This is a genomic window from Thiocapsa marina 5811, from assembly GCF_000223985.1.
Taxonomy (GTDB): Bacteria; Pseudomonadota; Gammaproteobacteria; order Chromatiales; family Chromatiaceae; genus Thiocapsa; species Thiocapsa marina.
Map to the genome: position 1 here is coordinate 1 of NZ_AFWV01000012.1, position 17,357 is coordinate 17,357.

Below are 17,357 nucleotides of genomic sequence, written 5' to 3' on the forward strand. Positions count from 1 at the left end.
CAGTTCGACATCTTTGCTGTCAGGACTGTCGGTTGTCGATGGCGGCTTAGGCATGTTACTAACTTACCGCCCCAAGGGATTGTTTGGCAAGCTGACCTGAACAGTTACAAACTGATTTCGCGCAATTTAGAATTCACTGAGATCCGGGAGGCCAGTCTACCGGCCCTCGCTTTGCTCTTCTTGGCAGGTAGAGATGGATTGGGAAACAGGTATAGACAGCACTTGTTCTATGAGGCTCAGTTGAACGATGGCCCGCCTTCCCCAAGCGACTCTCTCGTTATTGTTACAAAGCTCGGGTAGCTGAGACCTTGCTCCAGCCCCATTATGCTTTGCTCAATACATACCTTAGTAACGATTCACTAACAAGTAACGCATTTTATCTCAGGCGTTTTCTATAAAAAGAGCGTTACCGACTTGAAAAGGAGCCGACCTGCTGCGAGCATCGCTCCCGACGATCCGAACGGGAGTGGTCGCTCTATGAACGAATTTCCGGGCTACGGCGCAGCGCACGAGGAGACGATGCGGATGTTCTCGCGCACCTTGGACGAGGACCATCGCCGCCGCTATGCGGCGATCGAGGCGCTGAAGATCGGTTTCGGCGGCATCGCCTACGTGGCGCGCGTGCTGGGGATGAGTCGACGCACGCTCTACACCGGGATTCGCGAGTTGGAACAGTTGCGCGAGGACGACCCGGACCATCCGCAGCGCCCGAGCGGCGATGCCAAGCGGGTACGCCGCCGCGGCGGCGGCCGTCCGCCGATCACCGAACGCAACCCGCAGCTGGAATCGACGCTGCATGAGGTGCTCGATGCCCACAGTGCCGGCAGTCCAACCGACGAGCGGGTGCGTTGGACCGATCTCAAACCGCTGCAGTTGGCGCATCGCCTGGTCGAGCGCGGGTTCGAGATCAGTCGCAACACGGCCGCCGCGTTGCTGGATCGGGCCGGTTTTCGCCGCCGTGCGCTGCGCAAGGAGTTGATCACCGGCGTGGTCGACCCGACGGCGCGCGAGGAGCAGTTCCGCCACATCGCCGCGCTGCGCCGCCTGGCGCGGCGGCGCGGCATTCCGGTGTTCAGTATCGACACCAAGAAGAAGGAGCTGCTCGGCACCCTGTCGCGGCCCGGCCAGTGTTACACCACCGCACCGCAAACGGTCTTCGATCACGACTTCCGCCACCTCGCCGACGGCATCCTGGTGCCGCACGGGGTCTACGACGTGCGCGCCAACGTCGGCTTCATCACGCTCGGGACCTCGCGCGAAACCAGCGCCTTCGTCTGCGACGCGATCGCCTTGGCCTGGACGGTGCTGTTCCGGGCGATGTATCCCAACGCGACCGAGGTGGTGTTGCTGTGCGACTGCGGCGGTGCCAATGCCGCACGCTCGCTGCGCTTCAAGGAAGACCTGATCGAGCTGGCCACGCGCTTGGGGGTGCGTCTGCGCATCGCGCACTATCCCCCTTACACCTCCAAGTGGAACCCCATCGAACACCGCCTGTTCAGCCAGGTCGAGCGCGCCTGGAGCGGCGTCATGCTGGACAGTCCCGAGACGGCGCTGCGCACCGTCGAGCAGACACGCACCCAGACGGGACTGAGCGTGACCGCGCGTATTCTCGATGCGACCTACGAGATCGGCCGCACGTGCTCCGATACCTTCCGCGACGTCAAGGATCGCTTCATTCGCCATGATCGCGTGAACGGACAATGGAACTACCTCGTCGATCCGAATGGGTTCGCTTATTAAAATGTTTAACTTGTTTTTGAACCGTTACTTATCCCCTTCTTCGCCTCTACCACAGTAGAACGTGAGTGGTATGTCGGAGGCCCAAGTCGACCTTCGCTCGCGATGTAACTGTTGGACATTTACTTGGTCTACCATCATCTGTGCTGCATCGTCCAGATCGTGTTCACAAATACCTATTACCCAGCACGAAATTCTGATCTCTTCTGCGGTTTTACCATCGTCCGAAAACGCTACTTCTACAGTGCCTCCTTTAACTTTCTCACAGCTCATCGATGTTCCGCCGGCGCTGCACTTAAACCCGCGATTCTCCAGTTCTGCTTGGATCTCTTCCCGGGACATGGTGATGTCTATACCGATAACTGAGATCGGAGAACCATATACACAAAAACTGACAGCAATACTGGCAACAATCCACATTGCGATAATTGGCGCCTTGAGGCTGCTCTTCGGATTCATTTGGCCTACCTCTGTTGCGTAGAGTGAGTTGATCGATCCACTAATACAGGACCCTGATAGGGCAGATGAGCGAATCTTGGAAATCTGTAACGCGATAACGTCGGAGAGAACACCGCGCCGTCGGCGAGACCGCCGTGCTCGATGACCGGCAAGGGAACCTCGACCTCGCGTCAAATGGCAGCGAAAAGAAACCAACACCCGGCAACAGCCGCGACGACCGCAACCAGGTCAGCCGTCAGCGCTGCCGCCAGGGTGTGGCGAATCCGCCGGATCCGTACGGCGCCGAAATAGACCGCGAGCACGTAGAAGGTGGTCTCGGTCGAGCCCTGTAGGGTCGAGACGAGATAGCCGACATAGCTGTCCGGGCCGATGGCGGGGTCGTTGATGATGGAGGCCATGACGCCATAGGCGCCGGAGCCCGATAGCGGGCGGAGCAGGGCCATCGGCAGGGCCTCGGCAGGCAGGCCGACCCTTGAGGTTAGGCCTCCGATCAGGTTGACCAGGACGTCCATTGCACCGCTCGCGCGGAACATGGCGACCGCGACCAGGATCGCGACCAGATAGGGAATGATCCGCAGCGCGACCTGAAAGCCCTCTTGCGCCCCTTCCACGAAGACCTCGTAGACACGCACGCCGCGCAGCACGCCGAACAGTAGGAATCCCAGCATCAGCGAGGGCACGATCCAGGGCGAGACGCGGTCGCCCCAGAGGATCGCCGCCGGGATGAGCGCAACTACGCCGCCTAAGGCCAGGATCGAGACCCAGACGGGATAGGCGCCGGAGTCCGCGGGTAGATCGGCGGGCGGATCGGTGTCGGCCGGGGTGTTCTCGACCCTTGTGCTTGCCAAGCTCGGTGCGCTCGCCTCGGGCGGTCCGAGCGGGGCGAAGCGCTGATAGAAGCGGGCCGCGATAATGGCGGCGATGGTCGCGCACAGGGTTGCGAAGAGTGTCGTCGGCAGGATCCCGGCCGGATCGCTCGACCCCGCGGCGGCACGTAGCGCGATCACGCCGGTCGGCAGCAGGGTGACGCTCGAGGTGTTGATGGCGAGGAAGAGCGCCATCGAGTTGGTTGCCGTGCCGGGTCGCGTATTGAGTTTGTCGAGCTCCTGCATCGCGCGGATGCCGAAGGGCGTCGCGGCGTTGCCGAGCCCGAGCGCGTTGGCCGACATGTTCAGGATCATGGCGCCCATCGCCGGATGGTCGGGCGGGACCTCCGGAAAGAGCCGCGTCATCAGCGGGCGGATCAGGCGCGCAATGACGACGAGCATCCCGCCGGCCTCCGCGACCTTCATCAGCCCGAGAAAGAGCGTCATCACCCCGACCAGGCCGATGGCCAACTCCACTGCGCCGCTCGCCGCCGCCAGCATCTCGCTCGACAGCACCGCCATCGGCGTCTGTGCGCCCTCCACCACGGGCAGGGTCAGCTCGCGCCAGGCGGTGGCGAGAAAGCCGATCAGGACGATGCCGAAGAAGATTCCGTTCATGTGAACCGCGTCATGTGCGACATGTGTTGGTTTGGGGTTGGGATTGATGTCGCCGCATCCTGCAACCTCGCTCGGTGACGCGGTTTAGAGATTTCGGGTTCTTTAGGCGATTTCCGGGAATCAACATCCCACTGCGAAGGCGATTCGGCCGGAAGTGCCGCCAACGGTCGTCACGAAGCGGCGACACCCCCCGGGATAGACGACTTGCAGTCGTCCTCTTCGGCCGGCCCGACAGCCCTAGAGCGTCGGGTAGAGTTCGACCCGCCGGCATTCACGACGCCTGGAAAAGGACGACTGCAAGTCGTCTATCCCAGGGAGCGCTGCTTCTACGAAACGCGTTTCGGATGGTACCTCGCAGGCGGCGACGGGGCGTGCAGGAATTGCCGAAATCAGCGGGCGGTTCGGAATCGAAGGGAGGGGCGAGTCGTCGAAATCCCAATATTTTGCATTGTGAAAACAAATATCGACGACTATTCGCCGAGCGATCCTATCTCAATTTACTGTTTTTATTATCATATTTCTCGCGCGCGAGAAACATTCCGTATTGTGAAATCGATTACCTATTGCGGAATCTCCCCCTCGTTTCTAGTTTGCACCCAGCGCCGCGGCGCATGTCATCCCGGCCGACGCGACAACCGACCAGAAACGACGAGAAACGAGGAGAGACACCATGACCGCATCTGCGACGACGACACCCGACTTCTGCAACGGCGTGCTGCACTTTTCCAACCTGCCGCCCGACTTCGAGCGCCTCGGCGCGCGCCCGGCGATCGCCGAAGGCGCCCACCGGATCGAGGAGGTCGACGCGGCGGCGGTCTATCAGACCCGGTTGATGGCCGATGCCCTGCGCTACACCACGCTTCAGCTCTGTGCCTCGAAAGAGTCCGGGCATCCGGGCGGCTTCGCCAGCTCGGCCGATGCCTACGCCGCACTGGTGATGCTCGGGCACACCAACATCCTCACCGAGGTCGGTCACCACGCGCCGGGCTTCTACAGCGCCATGTTCCTGGACGGCTCGCTGGAGGCGATGGGCATCAGCGACATGCATCAGCTCCAGACGCGCTTCCGCGAGCGCGACGGGCTGCTCGGTCACCTTTCGGGTGCCATCCCCGGTCTGCTCGCCCCGGCCGGTCCGCTGGGCCAAGGTCAGCACTTCGCGATGGCCGCGGCCTATCTGCATCGCGAGACGCTATTCCCCGTGACGATCGGCGACGGTGGCCTGGGCGAGCCCTACATCCTCTCGGCCTTCAAGCACTTCCATACCGCTTATCCGGAGGTCACGAACTTCCTGCCGGTGCTGGTGTGGAACGGGTTCAGTCAGGAGCATCACTCGATGGTCTCGTTGATGGACAACGAGAGGATGCTCGCTTACTGGCGTGCGCACGACTTCGGACGGGTGATCCTGATCGATGCGAAGGACTACGACGATGCCGGGCAGGAGGGCGATTACGTGGACAGCACGCTCTTCGGCGATCCCGCCCGTTCGGCCTTTACCCGCGCCGTGCTCGACGGCATGCGCGAGGCCGAGGCGTCCGCGCTCGGCGGCACCATGACCTGCTTCATCGTCAAGCAGCTCAAGGGCGCGGGCGTCCATGCCACGGGTGCGAAGTCGCACAATCTCTATCCGGGCGACAACGCGACCAAGCCGAACATCGCCGCAGCACTGGAGCGCGGCGCGCTGGCCCCCGAGGCCTGGGCCTTGGTGCGGACCAACATGCAGCGCGCCGGCGGCGGGCCGGCCGGCGAGACCGCGGTGACCGAGTCGGAGCGCGTGCCGAGCGACATCGGGACCTTGCCGACCCGCGCATTCGCGGTCGGTGAAAAGGCGGTGCCGGCCAGCGCCATGGCCGAGATGGTGGCCGAGCTGGGTCGGCGCGATCCGCTCTTCGTGGTGACCAACGCCGACGGCAACGAGGCGTCCAACATGAAGGCGATCAACGAAGCGCTGAAGATCCGCCATCCCACCGAGGACGGTCTCTACAACCAGTCCCCGACCGGTCAGGTTTACGAGCCGTTGAGCGAGGACGCCTGCGCCGGCTTCGCTGCGGGGCTGGCGCTGTTCGGCGGGCGCTCGCTCTGGTTGTCCTACGAGAGCTTCGCGATCAACGGCTGGCCGATCGTGCAGACGGTGGGCCAGGCGATGGCAGAGTTGCGTCGCAAGACGCCGGCCCTCGTGACCATGTTCACGGCCGGTGCGCTGGAGCAGGGTCGCAACGGTTGGACCCATCAGCGCCCGGAGATCGAGAACTACATCGGCGGTCAGATGCGCAACGGCAACGTCTATCTGCTCTATCCGGCGGACGCCAACCAGATGCAGGCGGCCTATGGCTGGGCGACCGAGCAGTTCAACAAGTGCATCAGCATCGTCGCATCCAAGTCGGCACTGCCGGTCTACTCGACCCCGGACCAGGCGCGCGAGGCGATCGAGCAGGGTGCCGTCTGTCTCGCCGATTCAGGGCAAGGCGCGTCCGGCACGGTGGTCTTCGCGCTGACCGGCGACATGGTCGCGCTGCCGGTCTTTGCCGCAAAGGAGACCTTGGAGGCTGCGGGCTATCGGGTGCGCGTTGTCGCCGTGGTCAACCCGCGTCGGCTCTACCGTCCGGGTGATGTGGCCTGGCGCCATTCGGCCGAGCCGGACGATCGATTCATGTCCGATGCCGATTTCCAGACGCTCTTCGATGGCGACGCCCTGATCGGCGTGAGCGGCGGCGGGACGGTGGCCCTGGAGCCGGTGCTCCTGCGCAGTCGAGCCGCCGCGCGCGATCTGTTCGGTTGGCAGCGCGGCGAAACCACGGCAAGCCCGGCCGAGATCATGGCCTTCAACGGCATCACCGCCGAGTCGCTCGACCGTCGTGCCCGCGACCTGATCGCCGGCGCGGCCTGAGCGAACCGCGACGAGTCGAACCGCAAAGGCGCGAAGGGCGCAAAGAGACAGTTCGTGAGGGCGCGTCGACACTGAACCGGCTGTCGGCATCCTCCCGAAAGGGCGATTCCAATCACCCAAACCCTTCGCGCCCTTTGCGCCTCCGCGGTTCAAAATATTTCTTTTAATCTCTTAAACCGCGCCAATAGCGACAGTCATCGGTACCGCCGAAGTCGATCCAATCCTAAAGACATCACATACCGCGCCGGGCGCGGTTTAATTCGAGTGCCCCCGTGTCATGCGCCACCAACCCAACACCAAGATCATCGTCATCGACGACGACCCGACCGGGTCCCAAACCGTCCACGGCTGTCTGCTGCTCACGCGCTGGGATCCGGACACCCTGATCGAGGCGTTCAACGATGCCTCGCCACTCTTTTTCGTCCTGAGCAACACCCGCGGCATGGACGCCGCGGAGGCGGCGCGGGTGACGCGCGAGATCTGTGTGAACCTGCGCTCGGCGATGGATCGGCTCGCCGGGGACGGCCGGGCGATCCAGCCGCTGATCGTCAGCCGCTCCGACTCCACGCTGCGGGGTCATTATCCGGTGGAGACCGATGTGATCGCCGAGGAGCTTGGCCCCTTCGATGCCCACTTCCTGGTGCCTGCCTTTTTCGAGGGCGGGCGGATCACCCGCGACGGGGTCCACTATCTGATGGTCGACGGGGTGCCGGTGCCGGTCAACGAGACCGAGTTCGCGCGTGACTCGGTGTTCGGGTTCAGCCACGCCTTTCTGCCCGATTATGTGGAGGAGAAGACCGGCGGGCGCATCGCGGCGCAGGCCGTCGAGCGTTTCGGTCTGGAGGATGTCCGTGGCGACTTGGGCCCGCGGCTGCGTGACTTGACCGGGAACGTCTGCGGCGTGGTGGACGCCGAGCGCCAGTCGGATCTCGACAGCTTCGCCCGTCAAGTCTTGACCGCGGCGGGCGAGGGCAAGCGCTTTCTGTTTCGCAGCGCGGCGAGCGTGCTCACCGCGCTGGCCGAGCTCCCGCCCCAGCCGGTTGCCCCGTCGGCCATGTCGACCTATGTCCGAGACGGGCGACCGGGCGTGGTCCTGATGGGATCTCATGTCGAGAAGTCGACCCGACAGCTTCGGCATCTCATCGATCACACGGATGTCATCCCAATCGAGATTGATCTGGACCGTTTGTTCGCCGACGAGGATGCACTGCTGAGGGATCTCCTCGGTCGGCTCGAGACCGCGCAGCAGGAGGGGCGCGGCGTCGTCCTCTTTACCAGCAGGGGCGAGAGACAATTCCCGAGCACGGCCGAGCGGCTCGCCTTCGGAGAGCGGGTCTCCGGCTTTCTGGTCAAGATCGTGTGGAATCTGCCGCCGGGGATCGGCTTCCTCATCAGCAAGGGCGGCATCACCTCCAACGACACCCTGAGCCGGGGGCTGGCACTGCGCACCGCACGCGTCCTCGGACAGATCCGTCCCGGCTGCTCGGTGGTGCGCTGTCCGGAGGATCATCCGCGCTATCCGGATCTGCCGGTGGTGATCTTTCCGGGCAATGTGGGCGGGGACGAGGCGCTGGCGGAGGCGTACCGGATCCTCGCCCACTCTAAACCGCGTCCGGCGTGACCCGCGATGGGTTCGCAGGATTGCGTTCTCGCAGCGGTTTCCGGACCCCGGCGCCGACGCGGTTTAGAGGATTAAGACGGCATTTGTGTTGGTTTGACGGGCTGTTTCGGTGCCGACCATACTCATTGGTGTCATCAAGATGATCCGGGGTCAACCGATGTCGAGACCGCAACCCTCTGTGCCGGACGATGATCGCGCGTCCTATCCTGCCTACGACGACGACCTGGTCGGGTGGGCTGCGGCGAATGCCGCCTTACTTCGGGCAGGTCGTCTTGCGCAGGTGGATGCCCTGCACCTTGCCGAGGAGCTGGAGGATTTGGGAAAGAGCGAGCGTCGGTCCCTGACGAGCCATCTGGGCGATCTGATGCTGCATCTTCTGAAATGGCAGTTTCAGCCCGGGTTACGTGGCCCAAGTTGGCGGCTCTCGGTCAACACTGCCCGAGCGGCGGCTGCCGAGATCCTCGACGATAGCCCGAGTCTACGCCCGGCCTTGCAGGCTCTCGTCGACAAGGCTTACCCGCTCGCACGTCGCAACGCGATCGCCGAAACGGGGCTTCCCGAGGCGACATTTCCGAACGACTGTCCCTACGCGATCGACAACTTGCTTGACGATGGCTTTTGGCCGGAGACCTAAATCTCCGGGTTCAATAGCACGGTCACCTCAATCCGGCGTCCGCGAGGCCTCGACAAGCTTGATGTGCCAGAGGCTCGGCCAATTCTTTCCGGTCACCAAAAGCGTGCCCGGCTCGCCGGTGTAGGCCACGCCGTTGAGAACGTGCGGGTAGACGAGTCGCGTCGGGTTTGGATTCAGCCCGGAGAGATCGACCCAGCCGTTGACGGCACCCGTCTCGGCTGAAAAGCGCACCAGGTAGTCGGTTTGCCAGACATTGGCAACGATATCGCCGTCGATGTATTCGAGCTCATTGAGAAAGCCGACCTCGCCATAGCCATCTCGCACCACGATGCGGCGTTCGGCCTCGAATGTCTCCGGATCAAGGAATTCCACGCCTGCCGAGCCGTCGCTGACGATCAGATGCTCGCCGTCCGTGGTCATGCCCCATCCCTGGCGCGGATAATGGAAACGTTCGATCGGCGAAAGGTCGTGGGGACGGTAGACGAAGCCCGTGTTTGAGATGTAGGTGAGTTGATAGAGCCGGTCCTTCAGGGCTACGGCGCCCTCGCCGAAGTAACGTGCTTCGAGCTCGCGGACGCTCTTCACTTCGCCGGTGGCCAGGTCCCATTTCTTGAGCCGAGAGCGACCGTACTTGCCGGTGCCCTCGTACAAGAAGCCGTTATGCACGAACAAGGCCTCGGTGTAGTCGGCGGTGTCGTGCGAATAGGTCTGTTGGATCTCGTAGCGATAGACGGGAATCCCGGATTGCCCATAGATCCGCGCATGGCCGACCTGGGGTGCCTCGCCATCGTGCAAGATGGGCAACGGATCAGCGGCGCCCACGGACATCCACAGCAACGTCGCCGTGGCAAGCAGCAGGACGGGGTGACTCGACTTCATCGGTCTTGACTCCTGATGGATGTTACATTCGTTCGCGATAGCCCTGGTCATTACCGGCATGGCGATCGGCCGTTCGACAAGAACCGGCGCGAGCGATACCGGGGGAGCCCGCACTATAACCGCACCGTCGAATTCACAGCGAAGTACGATGAGGTCTCTTTCAACCCCGACTATCCATGCGAGCGGTTGTCCACCTTCGAGCCGATGGTGCGACGTCTCTTGATGAAACAATGGTCTCCTCCGGCGGCGGCGCTCAAGTCGCCGAGCGTCTGAGGGCCGGCCGCGGACACCTGGAGATGGTCTCGGCCCGTGCCGTGTCTCCCGAGTTGGCGGGGGTCCGTCCAGCGTGCCCGCGGCGGCTGCCGAGATCCTCGAAGATCGTCCGAGCCCGCGCCTGCCTGTCCGCCCTCGTCGGCAACGCTTACCGTCATAGAATCCCTTGCAGAATCCCCCGCATTCGTTATATTGCTGCGCAGCAGCATAGACGCGAGCCGATCTCGCCCCGTTTCCTTGGCCGCTTCGCCGGCCGCTCCAGAGGCAAACCGATGCTTCGAAAGATCCTGATCGCCAATCGCGGCGAGATCGCGGTGCGTGTGATTCGTGCCTGTGCCGAGATGGGCATCCGCTCGGCGGCTATCTACTCGGACGCCGACCGCCATTCGCTCCATGTAAAGAAGGCCGACGAGGCCTACTGCCTGGGCAGCGATCCGCTGGCCGGCTATCTCAACGTCCACAATATCGTGAACCTCGCGGTCGCGACCGGTTGCGACGCCGTCCATCCGGGCTACGGATTTTTGTCTGAAAACCCGGAGCTGGCGCGTGCCTGCGTGCGACGTGGTCTGACCTTCATCGGTCCGACCGCAGAGGTCATCGCCCGCATGGGCGACAAGACCGAGGCGCGGATGGCGATGCAGAAGGCCGGCGTCCCGGTGACGCCAGGCAGCCCCGGCAATCTCGAAAACCTGGACGCCGCGCTGCGCTGTGCCGAGGAGATCGGCTATCCGGTGATGCTCAAGGCAACCTCGGGCGGCGGCGGGCGCGGCATCCGTCGTTGCGACGATGCCCGGGCGCTCCGCCAGAACTACGAACGCGTCATCTCGGAGGCCACCAAGGCATTCGGACGTGCCGAGGTCTTTCTCGAGCGCTGCGTGGTCAACCCGCGCCACATCGAGGTGCAGATCCTGGGGGATCACCACGGCAACTGCGTGCACTTGTTCGAGCGCGACTGCTCCATCCAGCGGCGCAACCAGAAGCTGATCGAGATCGCACCCTCGCCGCAGCTCGACGAGGCGCAGCGCCAATACGTGAACGGGCTGGCCGTACTCGCGGCGCGGGCCGTGGGCTACACCAATGCGGGCACCGTCGAATTCTTGCTGGACGACGACGGGCGTTTCTATTTCATGGAGATGAACACCCGCATCCAGGTCGAGCACACCATCACCGAAACCATCACGGGCGTGGACTTGGTCGAGGAGCAGATCCGCGTCGCGGCAGGCTTTCCGTTGCGCTTCAAGCAGCATGAGATCGGTCGTCGCGGTTACGCGATTCAGTTTCGCGTCAACGCGGAAGACCCGAAAAACAACTTCCTGCCCAGCTTCGGGCGCATCTCGCGCTATTACGCCCCGGGCGGTCCGGGCGTGCGCACCGACGGCGCCATCTATACCGGCTACACCGTCCCGCCGCATTATGATTCGATGTTGGCCAAGGTCATCGTCTGGGCGCTGAATTGGGACGACGTGGTGAACCGCAGTCACCGGGCGCTGCGCGACATGGGGCTCTATGGCGTGAAGACAACGATCCCGTTCTATCAAGAGATCCTGCGGCATCCGGATTTTCGCTCCGGACATTTCAATACCGGATTCTTGGAGGCGCATCCGGAGCTTCTGAACTACTCGACCAAGCGCCGCCGCGAAGACATCGCCGCCGCCCTCGCCGCCGCCGTCGCGGCGCATGCGGGTCTCTAGCCCGGGCCGGTCCCGAACAGCATCCAAACCCGAGAGCACCGACATCATGCAATGGTCAGAGATCGTCGCGGATCCCACGCTCAAGGATTTGCCGTACAAGATCGAGACGAACGAATACGGGCAGATCGTCATGTCGCCGCACAAACGCATCCATGCCATTTGGCAAGGCGAGATCGAATGGAGATTGCGCCACTGTCTACCGAACGGGCGCGCCGCGCCGGAGTTTGCGATCGACACCCCTTCGGGGACCAAGGCACCGGATGTCGTCTGGTATTCGAAGGACCGTGAAGCGGACTTGTTGGCGGATCAGCGCCTGGCGCCGGAGATCTGTGTCGAGGTGCTCTCGGGCAGCAATACCGATGGGGAGCTGGCGATCAAGCGTGCGCTCTACTTCGAGGCAGGCGCCCTGGAGGTCTGGCTGTGCAACGACACAGGCGCACTGCGCTTCTATACACCTGGTGGAGAGCAGGCGCATTCCGGACTGGCGCCGGATTTTCCGCGACAGTTGGCCTGACGGGTCTCCATTGCCCGCTTCAATGATTGCCTCGATTGACGAGACCTAAAACCATGCCAAAGATCAACATCACGGATGTCATTCTGCGCGATGCCCATCAGTCCCTCATCGCGACGCGTATGCGCACCGAGGACATGCTGCCGATCTGTCCGAAGCTGGACGCGATCGGCTACTGGTCGCTGGAATGCTGGGGCGGCGCGACCTTCGATGCCTGCGTGCGCTTCCTCAAGGAAGATCCCTGGGAGCGTCTGCGCAAGCTCCGCGAGGCGCTGCCGAAGACCCGCTTGCAGATGCTGCTGCGGGGTCAGAATCTGCTCGGTTACCGGCATTACTCGGACGACGTGGTGCGCGCCTTCGTCAAGCGCTCGGCCGAGAACGGCATGGATGTCTTTCGCATCTTCGACGCCTTGAACGATCTGCGTAATCTCAAGACGGCAATCGAGGCGACCAAGGCCGCCGGCAAGCATGCGCAGGGCACGATCTGCTATACGGTCAGTCCGGTTCACGACGTCCCCGGTTTCGTCCGGATGGGCAAGGAGCTGGCTGCAATGGGGTGCGACTCCATCGCCGTCAAGGATATGGCCGGATTGCTCACGCCTTTTGTCACCGCCGACCTGGTCAAGGCCCTGAAGGACAGCGTCGATCTGCCGCTGCACCTTCACTCGCACGCGACCTCGGGCCTGGCCGACATGTGCCATCTGAAGGCAATCGAGAACGGCTGCGACACCATCGATACCGCCATCTCGTCGATGGCCGGCGGGACCTCCCATCCGCCGACCGAGAGCATGGTCGCCGCGCTGCGAGGCACCCCGTACGACACCGGCCTGGATCTCGAAGCGATCCAGGAGGTCGGCATGTATTTCTATCAGGTGCGCAAGAAGTACCACCAGTTCGAGAGCGACTACACGGGTGTGGACACCCGGGTCCAGGTCAATCAGGTGCCGGGCGGCATGATCTCCAACCTGGCCAACCAGTTGAAGGAGCAGAACGCACTGGACCGGATGAGTGCGGTGCTCGAGGAGATCCCGTGCGTGCGCGAGGACCTGGGCTATCCTCCGCTGGTCACTCCGACCTCTCAGATCGTCGGGACGCAAGCGGTGCTCAACGTCCTGACCGAGAAGCGCTACCAGACCATCACCAACGAGGTGAAACTGTATCTTCAGGGTCGCTACGGTCGTGCCCCGGCGGCTGTCAATCCGACGCTGCAACAGCAGGCGATCGGCGGAGAGGAGTTGGTCGAGTGTCGACCCGCCGACCTGCTGAAACCCGAGCTCAAACGTCTCGTCGATGAGATCGGCGCGGTGGCGACATCCGAGGAAGATACTCTTACCTACGCCATGTTCCCGGAGATCGGTCGCGCCTTCCTCGAGCACCGTGCCGCCGGGACACTGCATCCGGAGCCGCTGGAGCCGCCGCCGAGCGCCGCCGGTGCTCAGGCCGCACCGACCGAGTTCAATATCGCCGTGCATGGCGAGACCTATCACGTCAAGGTGACGGGCGCGGGTCACAAGGGTCTCGCCGAGCGCCACTTCTATCTCGACATCGACGGAATCCCCGAAGAGGTGCTTGTCGAGACGCTCGACGAGGTCGTCCTGACCGGCGGTGCGGAAGGTGCCGTGAAGAAGGCGATCGCGGGTAAACGGCCGAAGCCGACCCAGCCCGGTCATGTGACCACCTCGATGCCGGGCAACATCGTCGATGTGCTGGTCAAGGAGGGCGAGACGGTGACGGCCGGTCAGTCGGTTTTGGTCACCGAGGCGATGAAGATGGAGACCGAGATCCAGGCGCCGATCGGCGGAATCGTGACGGGGATCTTCGTCAGCAAGGGCGATGCGGTGAATCCCGACGAGGTCTTGCTCGAGATCAGCGGGGCTTAAACCGCGTCCGTCAGGGTATGCCGCGTCGGGAGGAATCGGTCGGGTTGGCTGATTCCATGTTTGTCGGAGTCGACGCGGTTTAAGGTGATCTTGAAAATGATTCACCCGGGAAATGATTTACCGGCGTGTGGAGCCGAATCTATTCGCCCTGACTGTCTCTACAGGTGTTGCGGGCATGCGCAGTCGGGATGCCGACTCATTGAAAGCGCCTAAGTGCTTTTGGTCGTGGGTCTACCAGACCAACTCGCCGGCGTCGTGGGCCGAAGCAACCGCACGTCCGCGAGGCTCGTCGATGCCCAATGCGACAACCAGAGCGATAGCGAACAACACCACACAAAACAGGATCGCAGTCTGCAGGCCCACAAGGACCTGCAGGAGTCCGATCGCAAGCAGGCCGAACATCCCGGCCAGTTTCATGGACAGGCCCCAGAAGCCGAAAAGCTCGCCCGCGCGCGATAGCGGCGAAAAGAGTCCGACCAAGGTTCGGGTGGCGGACTGACAGGCGCCTAGGCTTAGCCCCGCGACACAACCGACCACCAGAAAGATGTATTGCGCCGGCCAATCGCGCCCCAGGACGTCGTGCGCCAATTCGCTCAGGAGCGGCGTGAGATAGATGAGTGCGATCGCCAGCATCCACATCACCAAGGTGATCACATAGGTCCGCAGTGCCCCGAGCCGGTCTTGGATGAATCCGAATCCGAGCGCGCCCACGGCCGCGGTGATCTGCACCAGGACGAACATCAGCGTGCGGACCGACTCGTCCCAGCCGATCACCTGAGCCCCGTAGATAAAGGCGTAGGCGATGATGATGTAGATGCCGCTCATCGAGAAGAAGACCGACACGAAGAGCACGCCCAGGTCGCGATGGGTGCGCAGACGGGTCAGCGTCTGGCGGACCCTTGCGATGCCCATTCGCATGAGGCCGGTTCCGGGCGGCAGGGCGCGCGCCCGACCGCGTTCCTGAACCCAGAGAAAGGTCGGAATGGCCGCGATCAGGAAGAAGGCGGCGGCCCAAGGACCGACCCAACGAATACGCTCGAAATTCTCGGCGCTGACATCGCCGAGGACGAGGAGCACGAAGACCGCCGAGACCATGCCGCCGACATAGCCCAACGCCCAGCCGAATCCGGAGATCTTGCCTAGATCCTCGGGCGGACCCAATCCGGGCAGAAAACTCGCGATGAAGGCCTCGCCGATCGAGTAGGCGAAGTTGGAGACGATCAGAAGCGCCACGCCGAGCAGGGCATAGCCGGGCGCGACGAAATACAGCGCAGCCGTCGCGACCACGGTCAGCAGATAGCTTGCAAAGAGAAAGCGCTTCTTGCTCGCCGTGTAATCCATGATGGCGCCGGCCACCGGGGAGCAGACCACCACCAACAGATAGCTCGTGGAGAGCGCCAGGCTCCAAAGCAGATTGCCGAGGCGATAATCCGGCGCATCGCCGACGATGATCCGCGTGAAGAGGTCGCCGAAGACGACCGTGATGATGAGCAAGGTATAGGCCTGGTTGGCGAAGTCGAACATCGCCCAACCGAAGATCTCGCGTTTGGGTGCGCGGATGCGTGTCGTCATGTCGGCCCTTGATGGATTGGTGTTCTCGGGGGCGCATGCGGTGCGAGCCGGGTCATGAGTTGTAGACAAACGAGCCCTACCACCATCAACCCGGCCACGACCAGCAGTGATCCGTCGAAGGTCCCGCTGATCTCGGCGACCTCGCCGGCGAGCACGGGACCGAGAATCTGGGCGATCCCGTAACCGAGGGTCAAGCGCGCCATGATCTGTGCCGGATGCGCGGGATAGCGTACCCCGACCATGGTCAGGACCAAGGAGACGATCCCGATGAAGGTGAAGCCGAACAGGACGGCGCTGATGATCGCGGCGAGGAGTGATCCGCTCGCGACCGGCAGGACGATCCCGACGATCTGCAAACCGTAGGCGATCTGGAGCGTGCGCAAATATCCCAAACGACGGGCGATACGGTCCCAGAGGATCGGCGCCGGGATCGCGGCCACGCCGACCATGAGCCACATCCAATCGCCCATGCCCTGCAGGAGCGGCTGCTGCTCGGTGATCAACACGGTGAAGGTTGCGTTGATGACATAGCCGAAACCCGCGCAGACATAGGCGCCCTGGAGCAGCCACAACCAGGATGCGCGGGGTTCGGGCGAGGCGTCGAGGTGTCGGGGCGTGAGCTGTTGCCCGCGATCGGGCGTCGGCAAACCCATCCAAGCCGGTATCAAGAGCGCGGCTCCGACCAGGGTTAGGGCGAGCCACTGACCTTGCCAGGACCAGACGAGACCCGCGCCCGCAACCACCAGCACCCCGACCACGATACCCAAACCGATCCCGCTGAAATGCACCCCGAGCTCGCTGCGATGATCATGTCGGATCAGCCAGTTGAGGATCAGGCCGGACCCCAGCATCAACCCCGCTGCGCTGCTCAGCCCGGCCAGATAGCGGCTGACGCCCCAGAGGATCGGCGACTCCCCCATTGCCATCATCAGGGTCGTGATCACGGCCAAGAGCAGGCCGGCGCGATAGAGCCTGTCCTTGATCCGAAGATCCTTGAGTCGACTCACGATCAAGACCCCCGACAGATAGCCGAGATAGTTCCAGCCGGCCAACCAGCCGGCGAGTGCCTCGCCCATCCCCGTCTCGGTTTGCAGAACCGCGATCATCGGCGTGTAGGCGAAGCGTGCGACCCCCAAGGTCAGGATCAGGGCGCAGACCCCGGATGCCAGAACGCTCCAGTGGCTTGGTTGATGATCGGGACGGTTCACGCGTCGTGGCGCCCCGGACAGTCCCGAACGACATCCGCGACGAGGCGCGAGCGCCAGAGGTAAACCGCGACCGTCAGACTCAGCATCAGCGAGACCAAAAGCGGCTCGTCGATCGCATCGCGCAGCGGCAGGCTCGCGTCCGTCAGACGCAGGAGCAGAATGCCGACATACATGAGGATCGACAGAGTGAGGATTTCGCGTGCACGCCGCCAGATTCGGCGCACCCAGTCCGGACAGGGCCGGCGCCGTCGGAACCCCGCGACCATGACGAGCGCTGCGGGGACATCGGCCAAGGTGAACTCAGGCTTCACGAGAGTGCGCAGCACTTCGATCTCCTCCCCGGTCGTCGGCAAGAAGGTGATCCCGAGGAGTAGCAGATGTCGCACCAGGAAGACCAGCGTCAGCCACAGCAGGACCGGGGTCTTCAGGAGCAGGTCGTCGTCGTAGCGAAAGCTGGCGTAGCCCGGTCGACCCCGGAGAGGCGACACGCTCATCGCGCCTCCGCGGAGACGACGGATCGCGCT

At 63.2% G+C, this 17,357-nt stretch carries 13 protein-coding genes; 7 read left to right on the forward strand and 6 right to left on the reverse strand.

The genetic code is table 11. From position 1 onward, the window contains the following. Window positions 1–477: 477 nt before the first annotated feature. A complete protein-coding gene (locus tag THIMADRAFT_RS17280; RefSeq protein ID WP_007194372.1) occupies window positions 478–1,740 on the forward strand; it encodes an ISAzo13 family transposase in 1,263 nt (420 codons plus the stop codon). 24 nt (window positions 1,741–1,764) lie between these two features. Here the strand turns inward: THIMADRAFT_RS17280 and THIMADRAFT_RS17285 are convergent, their stop codons facing one another. Next, window positions 1,765–2,196, reverse strand: coding sequence for a hypothetical protein (locus THIMADRAFT_RS17285; protein WP_040732116.1), 432 nt, complete (start codon window positions 2,194–2,196; stop codon window positions 1,765–1,767). A gap of 170 nt (window positions 2,197–2,366) precedes the next feature. Next, the gene (locus THIMADRAFT_RS17290) at window positions 2,367–3,680 is read right to left on the reverse strand and encodes a nucleoside recognition domain-containing protein (protein ID WP_007194373.1); all 1,314 of its coding nucleotides are present in this window, start codon (window positions 3,678–3,680) and stop codon (window positions 2,367–2,369) included. 670 nt (window positions 3,681–4,350) lie between these two features. Between THIMADRAFT_RS17290 and THIMADRAFT_RS17295 the strand changes: the two genes are divergently transcribed. The 3 genes from THIMADRAFT_RS17295 to THIMADRAFT_RS17305 all read left to right on the forward strand — a co-directional run bounded on the left by THIMADRAFT_RS17295 (window position 4,351) and on the right by THIMADRAFT_RS17305 (window position 8,819). Next, entirely contained in the window at window positions 4,351–6,564 is a 2,214-nt protein-coding gene (locus THIMADRAFT_RS17295) for a phosphoketolase family protein (RefSeq protein WP_007194374.1), read from the forward strand. Window positions 6,565–6,841: 277 nt separating this feature from the next. Beyond that, window positions 6,842–8,185: a four-carbon acid sugar kinase family protein gene (locus THIMADRAFT_RS17300; RefSeq protein WP_007194375.1), complete on the forward strand. Its 1,344-nt coding sequence runs from the start codon at window positions 6,842–6,844 to the stop codon at window positions 8,183–8,185. Between the two features lie 157 nt (window positions 8,186–8,342). Next, on the forward strand, window positions 8,343–8,819 hold the full coding sequence (locus THIMADRAFT_RS17305; protein WP_007194376.1) for a DUF29 domain-containing protein: 477 nt from the start codon (window positions 8,343–8,345) through the stop codon (window positions 8,817–8,819). Window positions 8,820–8,846: 27 nt separating this feature from the next. Here the strand turns inward: THIMADRAFT_RS17305 and THIMADRAFT_RS17310 are convergent, their stop codons facing one another. Beyond that, entirely contained in the window at window positions 8,847–9,698 is an 852-nt protein-coding gene (locus THIMADRAFT_RS17310) for a glutaminyl-peptide cyclotransferase (RefSeq protein ID WP_007194377.1), read from the reverse strand. Window positions 9,699–10,243: 545 nt separating this feature from the next. Between THIMADRAFT_RS17310 and THIMADRAFT_RS17320 the strand changes: the two genes are divergently transcribed. The 3 genes from THIMADRAFT_RS17320 to oadA are packed head-to-tail and all read left to right on the forward strand — an operon-like array spanning window position 10,244 to window position 14,053. Beyond that, window positions 10,244–11,662 (forward strand): acetyl-CoA carboxylase biotin carboxylase subunit, encoded by a 1,419-nt coding sequence (locus tag THIMADRAFT_RS17320; protein WP_007194379.1) that lies wholly within the window; start codon window positions 10,244–10,246, stop codon window positions 11,660–11,662. Window positions 11,663–11,708: 46 nt separating this feature from the next. Next, window positions 11,709–12,176 (forward strand): Uma2 family endonuclease, encoded by a 468-nt coding sequence (locus THIMADRAFT_RS17325; RefSeq protein ID WP_007194380.1) that lies wholly within the window; start codon window positions 11,709–11,711, stop codon window positions 12,174–12,176. Between the two features lie 53 nt (window positions 12,177–12,229). Then, window positions 12,230–14,053, forward strand: a complete 1,824-nt coding sequence (gene oadA / locus THIMADRAFT_RS17330; RefSeq protein ID WP_007194381.1) for a sodium-extruding oxaloacetate decarboxylase subunit alpha — start codon at window positions 12,230–12,232, stop codon at window positions 14,051–14,053. A gap of 231 nt (window positions 14,054–14,284) precedes the next feature. Here the strand turns inward: oadA and THIMADRAFT_RS17335 are convergent, their stop codons facing one another. From THIMADRAFT_RS17335 to THIMADRAFT_RS17345, 3 genes are read right to left on the reverse strand one after another with little or no spacing between them, the layout of a single operon-like run. Beyond that, complete coding sequence (locus THIMADRAFT_RS17335) at window positions 14,285–15,625, reverse strand: MFS transporter (RefSeq protein ID WP_007194382.1); 1,341 nt, start codon at window positions 15,623–15,625, stop codon at window positions 14,285–14,287. Next, window positions 15,622–16,833: a YbfB/YjiJ family MFS transporter gene (locus THIMADRAFT_RS17340; RefSeq protein ID WP_007194383.1), complete on the reverse strand. Its 1,212-nt coding sequence runs from the start codon at window positions 16,831–16,833 to the stop codon at window positions 15,622–15,624. The genes THIMADRAFT_RS17335 and THIMADRAFT_RS17340 overlap by 4 nt, the downstream gene beginning before the upstream one ends. After that, the gene (locus THIMADRAFT_RS17345; protein WP_007194384.1) at window positions 16,830–17,327 is read right to left on the reverse strand and encodes a DUF2919 family protein; all 498 of its coding nucleotides are present in this window, start codon (window positions 17,325–17,327) and stop codon (window positions 16,830–16,832) included. The genes THIMADRAFT_RS17340 and THIMADRAFT_RS17345 overlap by 4 nt, the downstream gene beginning before the upstream one ends. Window positions 17,328–17,357 lie beyond the last annotated feature (30 nt).

Coding starts and splice junctions, on each gene's coding strand:
- THIMADRAFT_RS17300 (WP_007194375.1), top strand. CDS start 6,842: ATGCGCCACCAACCCAACACCAAGATCATCGTCATCGACGACGACCCG.
- THIMADRAFT_RS17335 (WP_007194382.1), bottom strand. CDS start 15,625: ATGACGACACGCATCCGCGCACCCAAACGCGAGATCTTCGGTTGGGCG.
- THIMADRAFT_RS17305 (WP_007194376.1), top strand. CDS start 8,343: ATGTCGAGACCGCAACCCTCTGTGCCGGACGATGATCGCGCGTCCTAT.
- oadA (WP_007194381.1), top strand. CDS start 12,230: ATGCCAAAGATCAACATCACGGATGTCATTCTGCGCGATGCCCATCAG.
- THIMADRAFT_RS17295 (WP_007194374.1), top strand. CDS start 4,351: ATGACCGCATCTGCGACGACGACACCCGACTTCTGCAACGGCGTGCTG.
- THIMADRAFT_RS17290 (WP_007194373.1), bottom strand. CDS start 3,680: ATGAACGGAATCTTCTTCGGCATCGTCCTGATCGGCTTTCTCGCCACC.
- THIMADRAFT_RS17320 (WP_007194379.1), top strand. CDS start 10,244: ATGCTTCGAAAGATCCTGATCGCCAATCGCGGCGAGATCGCGGTGCGT.
- THIMADRAFT_RS17325 (WP_007194380.1), top strand. CDS start 11,709: ATGCAATGGTCAGAGATCGTCGCGGATCCCACGCTCAAGGATTTGCCG.
- THIMADRAFT_RS17310 (WP_007194377.1), bottom strand. CDS start 9,698: ATGAAGTCGAGTCACCCCGTCCTGCTGCTTGCCACGGCGACGTTGCTG.
- THIMADRAFT_RS17280 (WP_007194372.1), top strand. CDS start 478: ATGAACGAATTTCCGGGCTACGGCGCAGCGCACGAGGAGACGATGCGG.
- THIMADRAFT_RS17285 (WP_040732116.1), bottom strand. CDS start 2,196: ATGAATCCGAAGAGCAGCCTCAAGGCGCCAATTATCGCAATGTGGATT.
- THIMADRAFT_RS17345 (WP_007194384.1), bottom strand. CDS start 17,327: ATGAGCGTGTCGCCTCTCCGGGGTCGACCGGGCTACGCCAGCTTTCGC.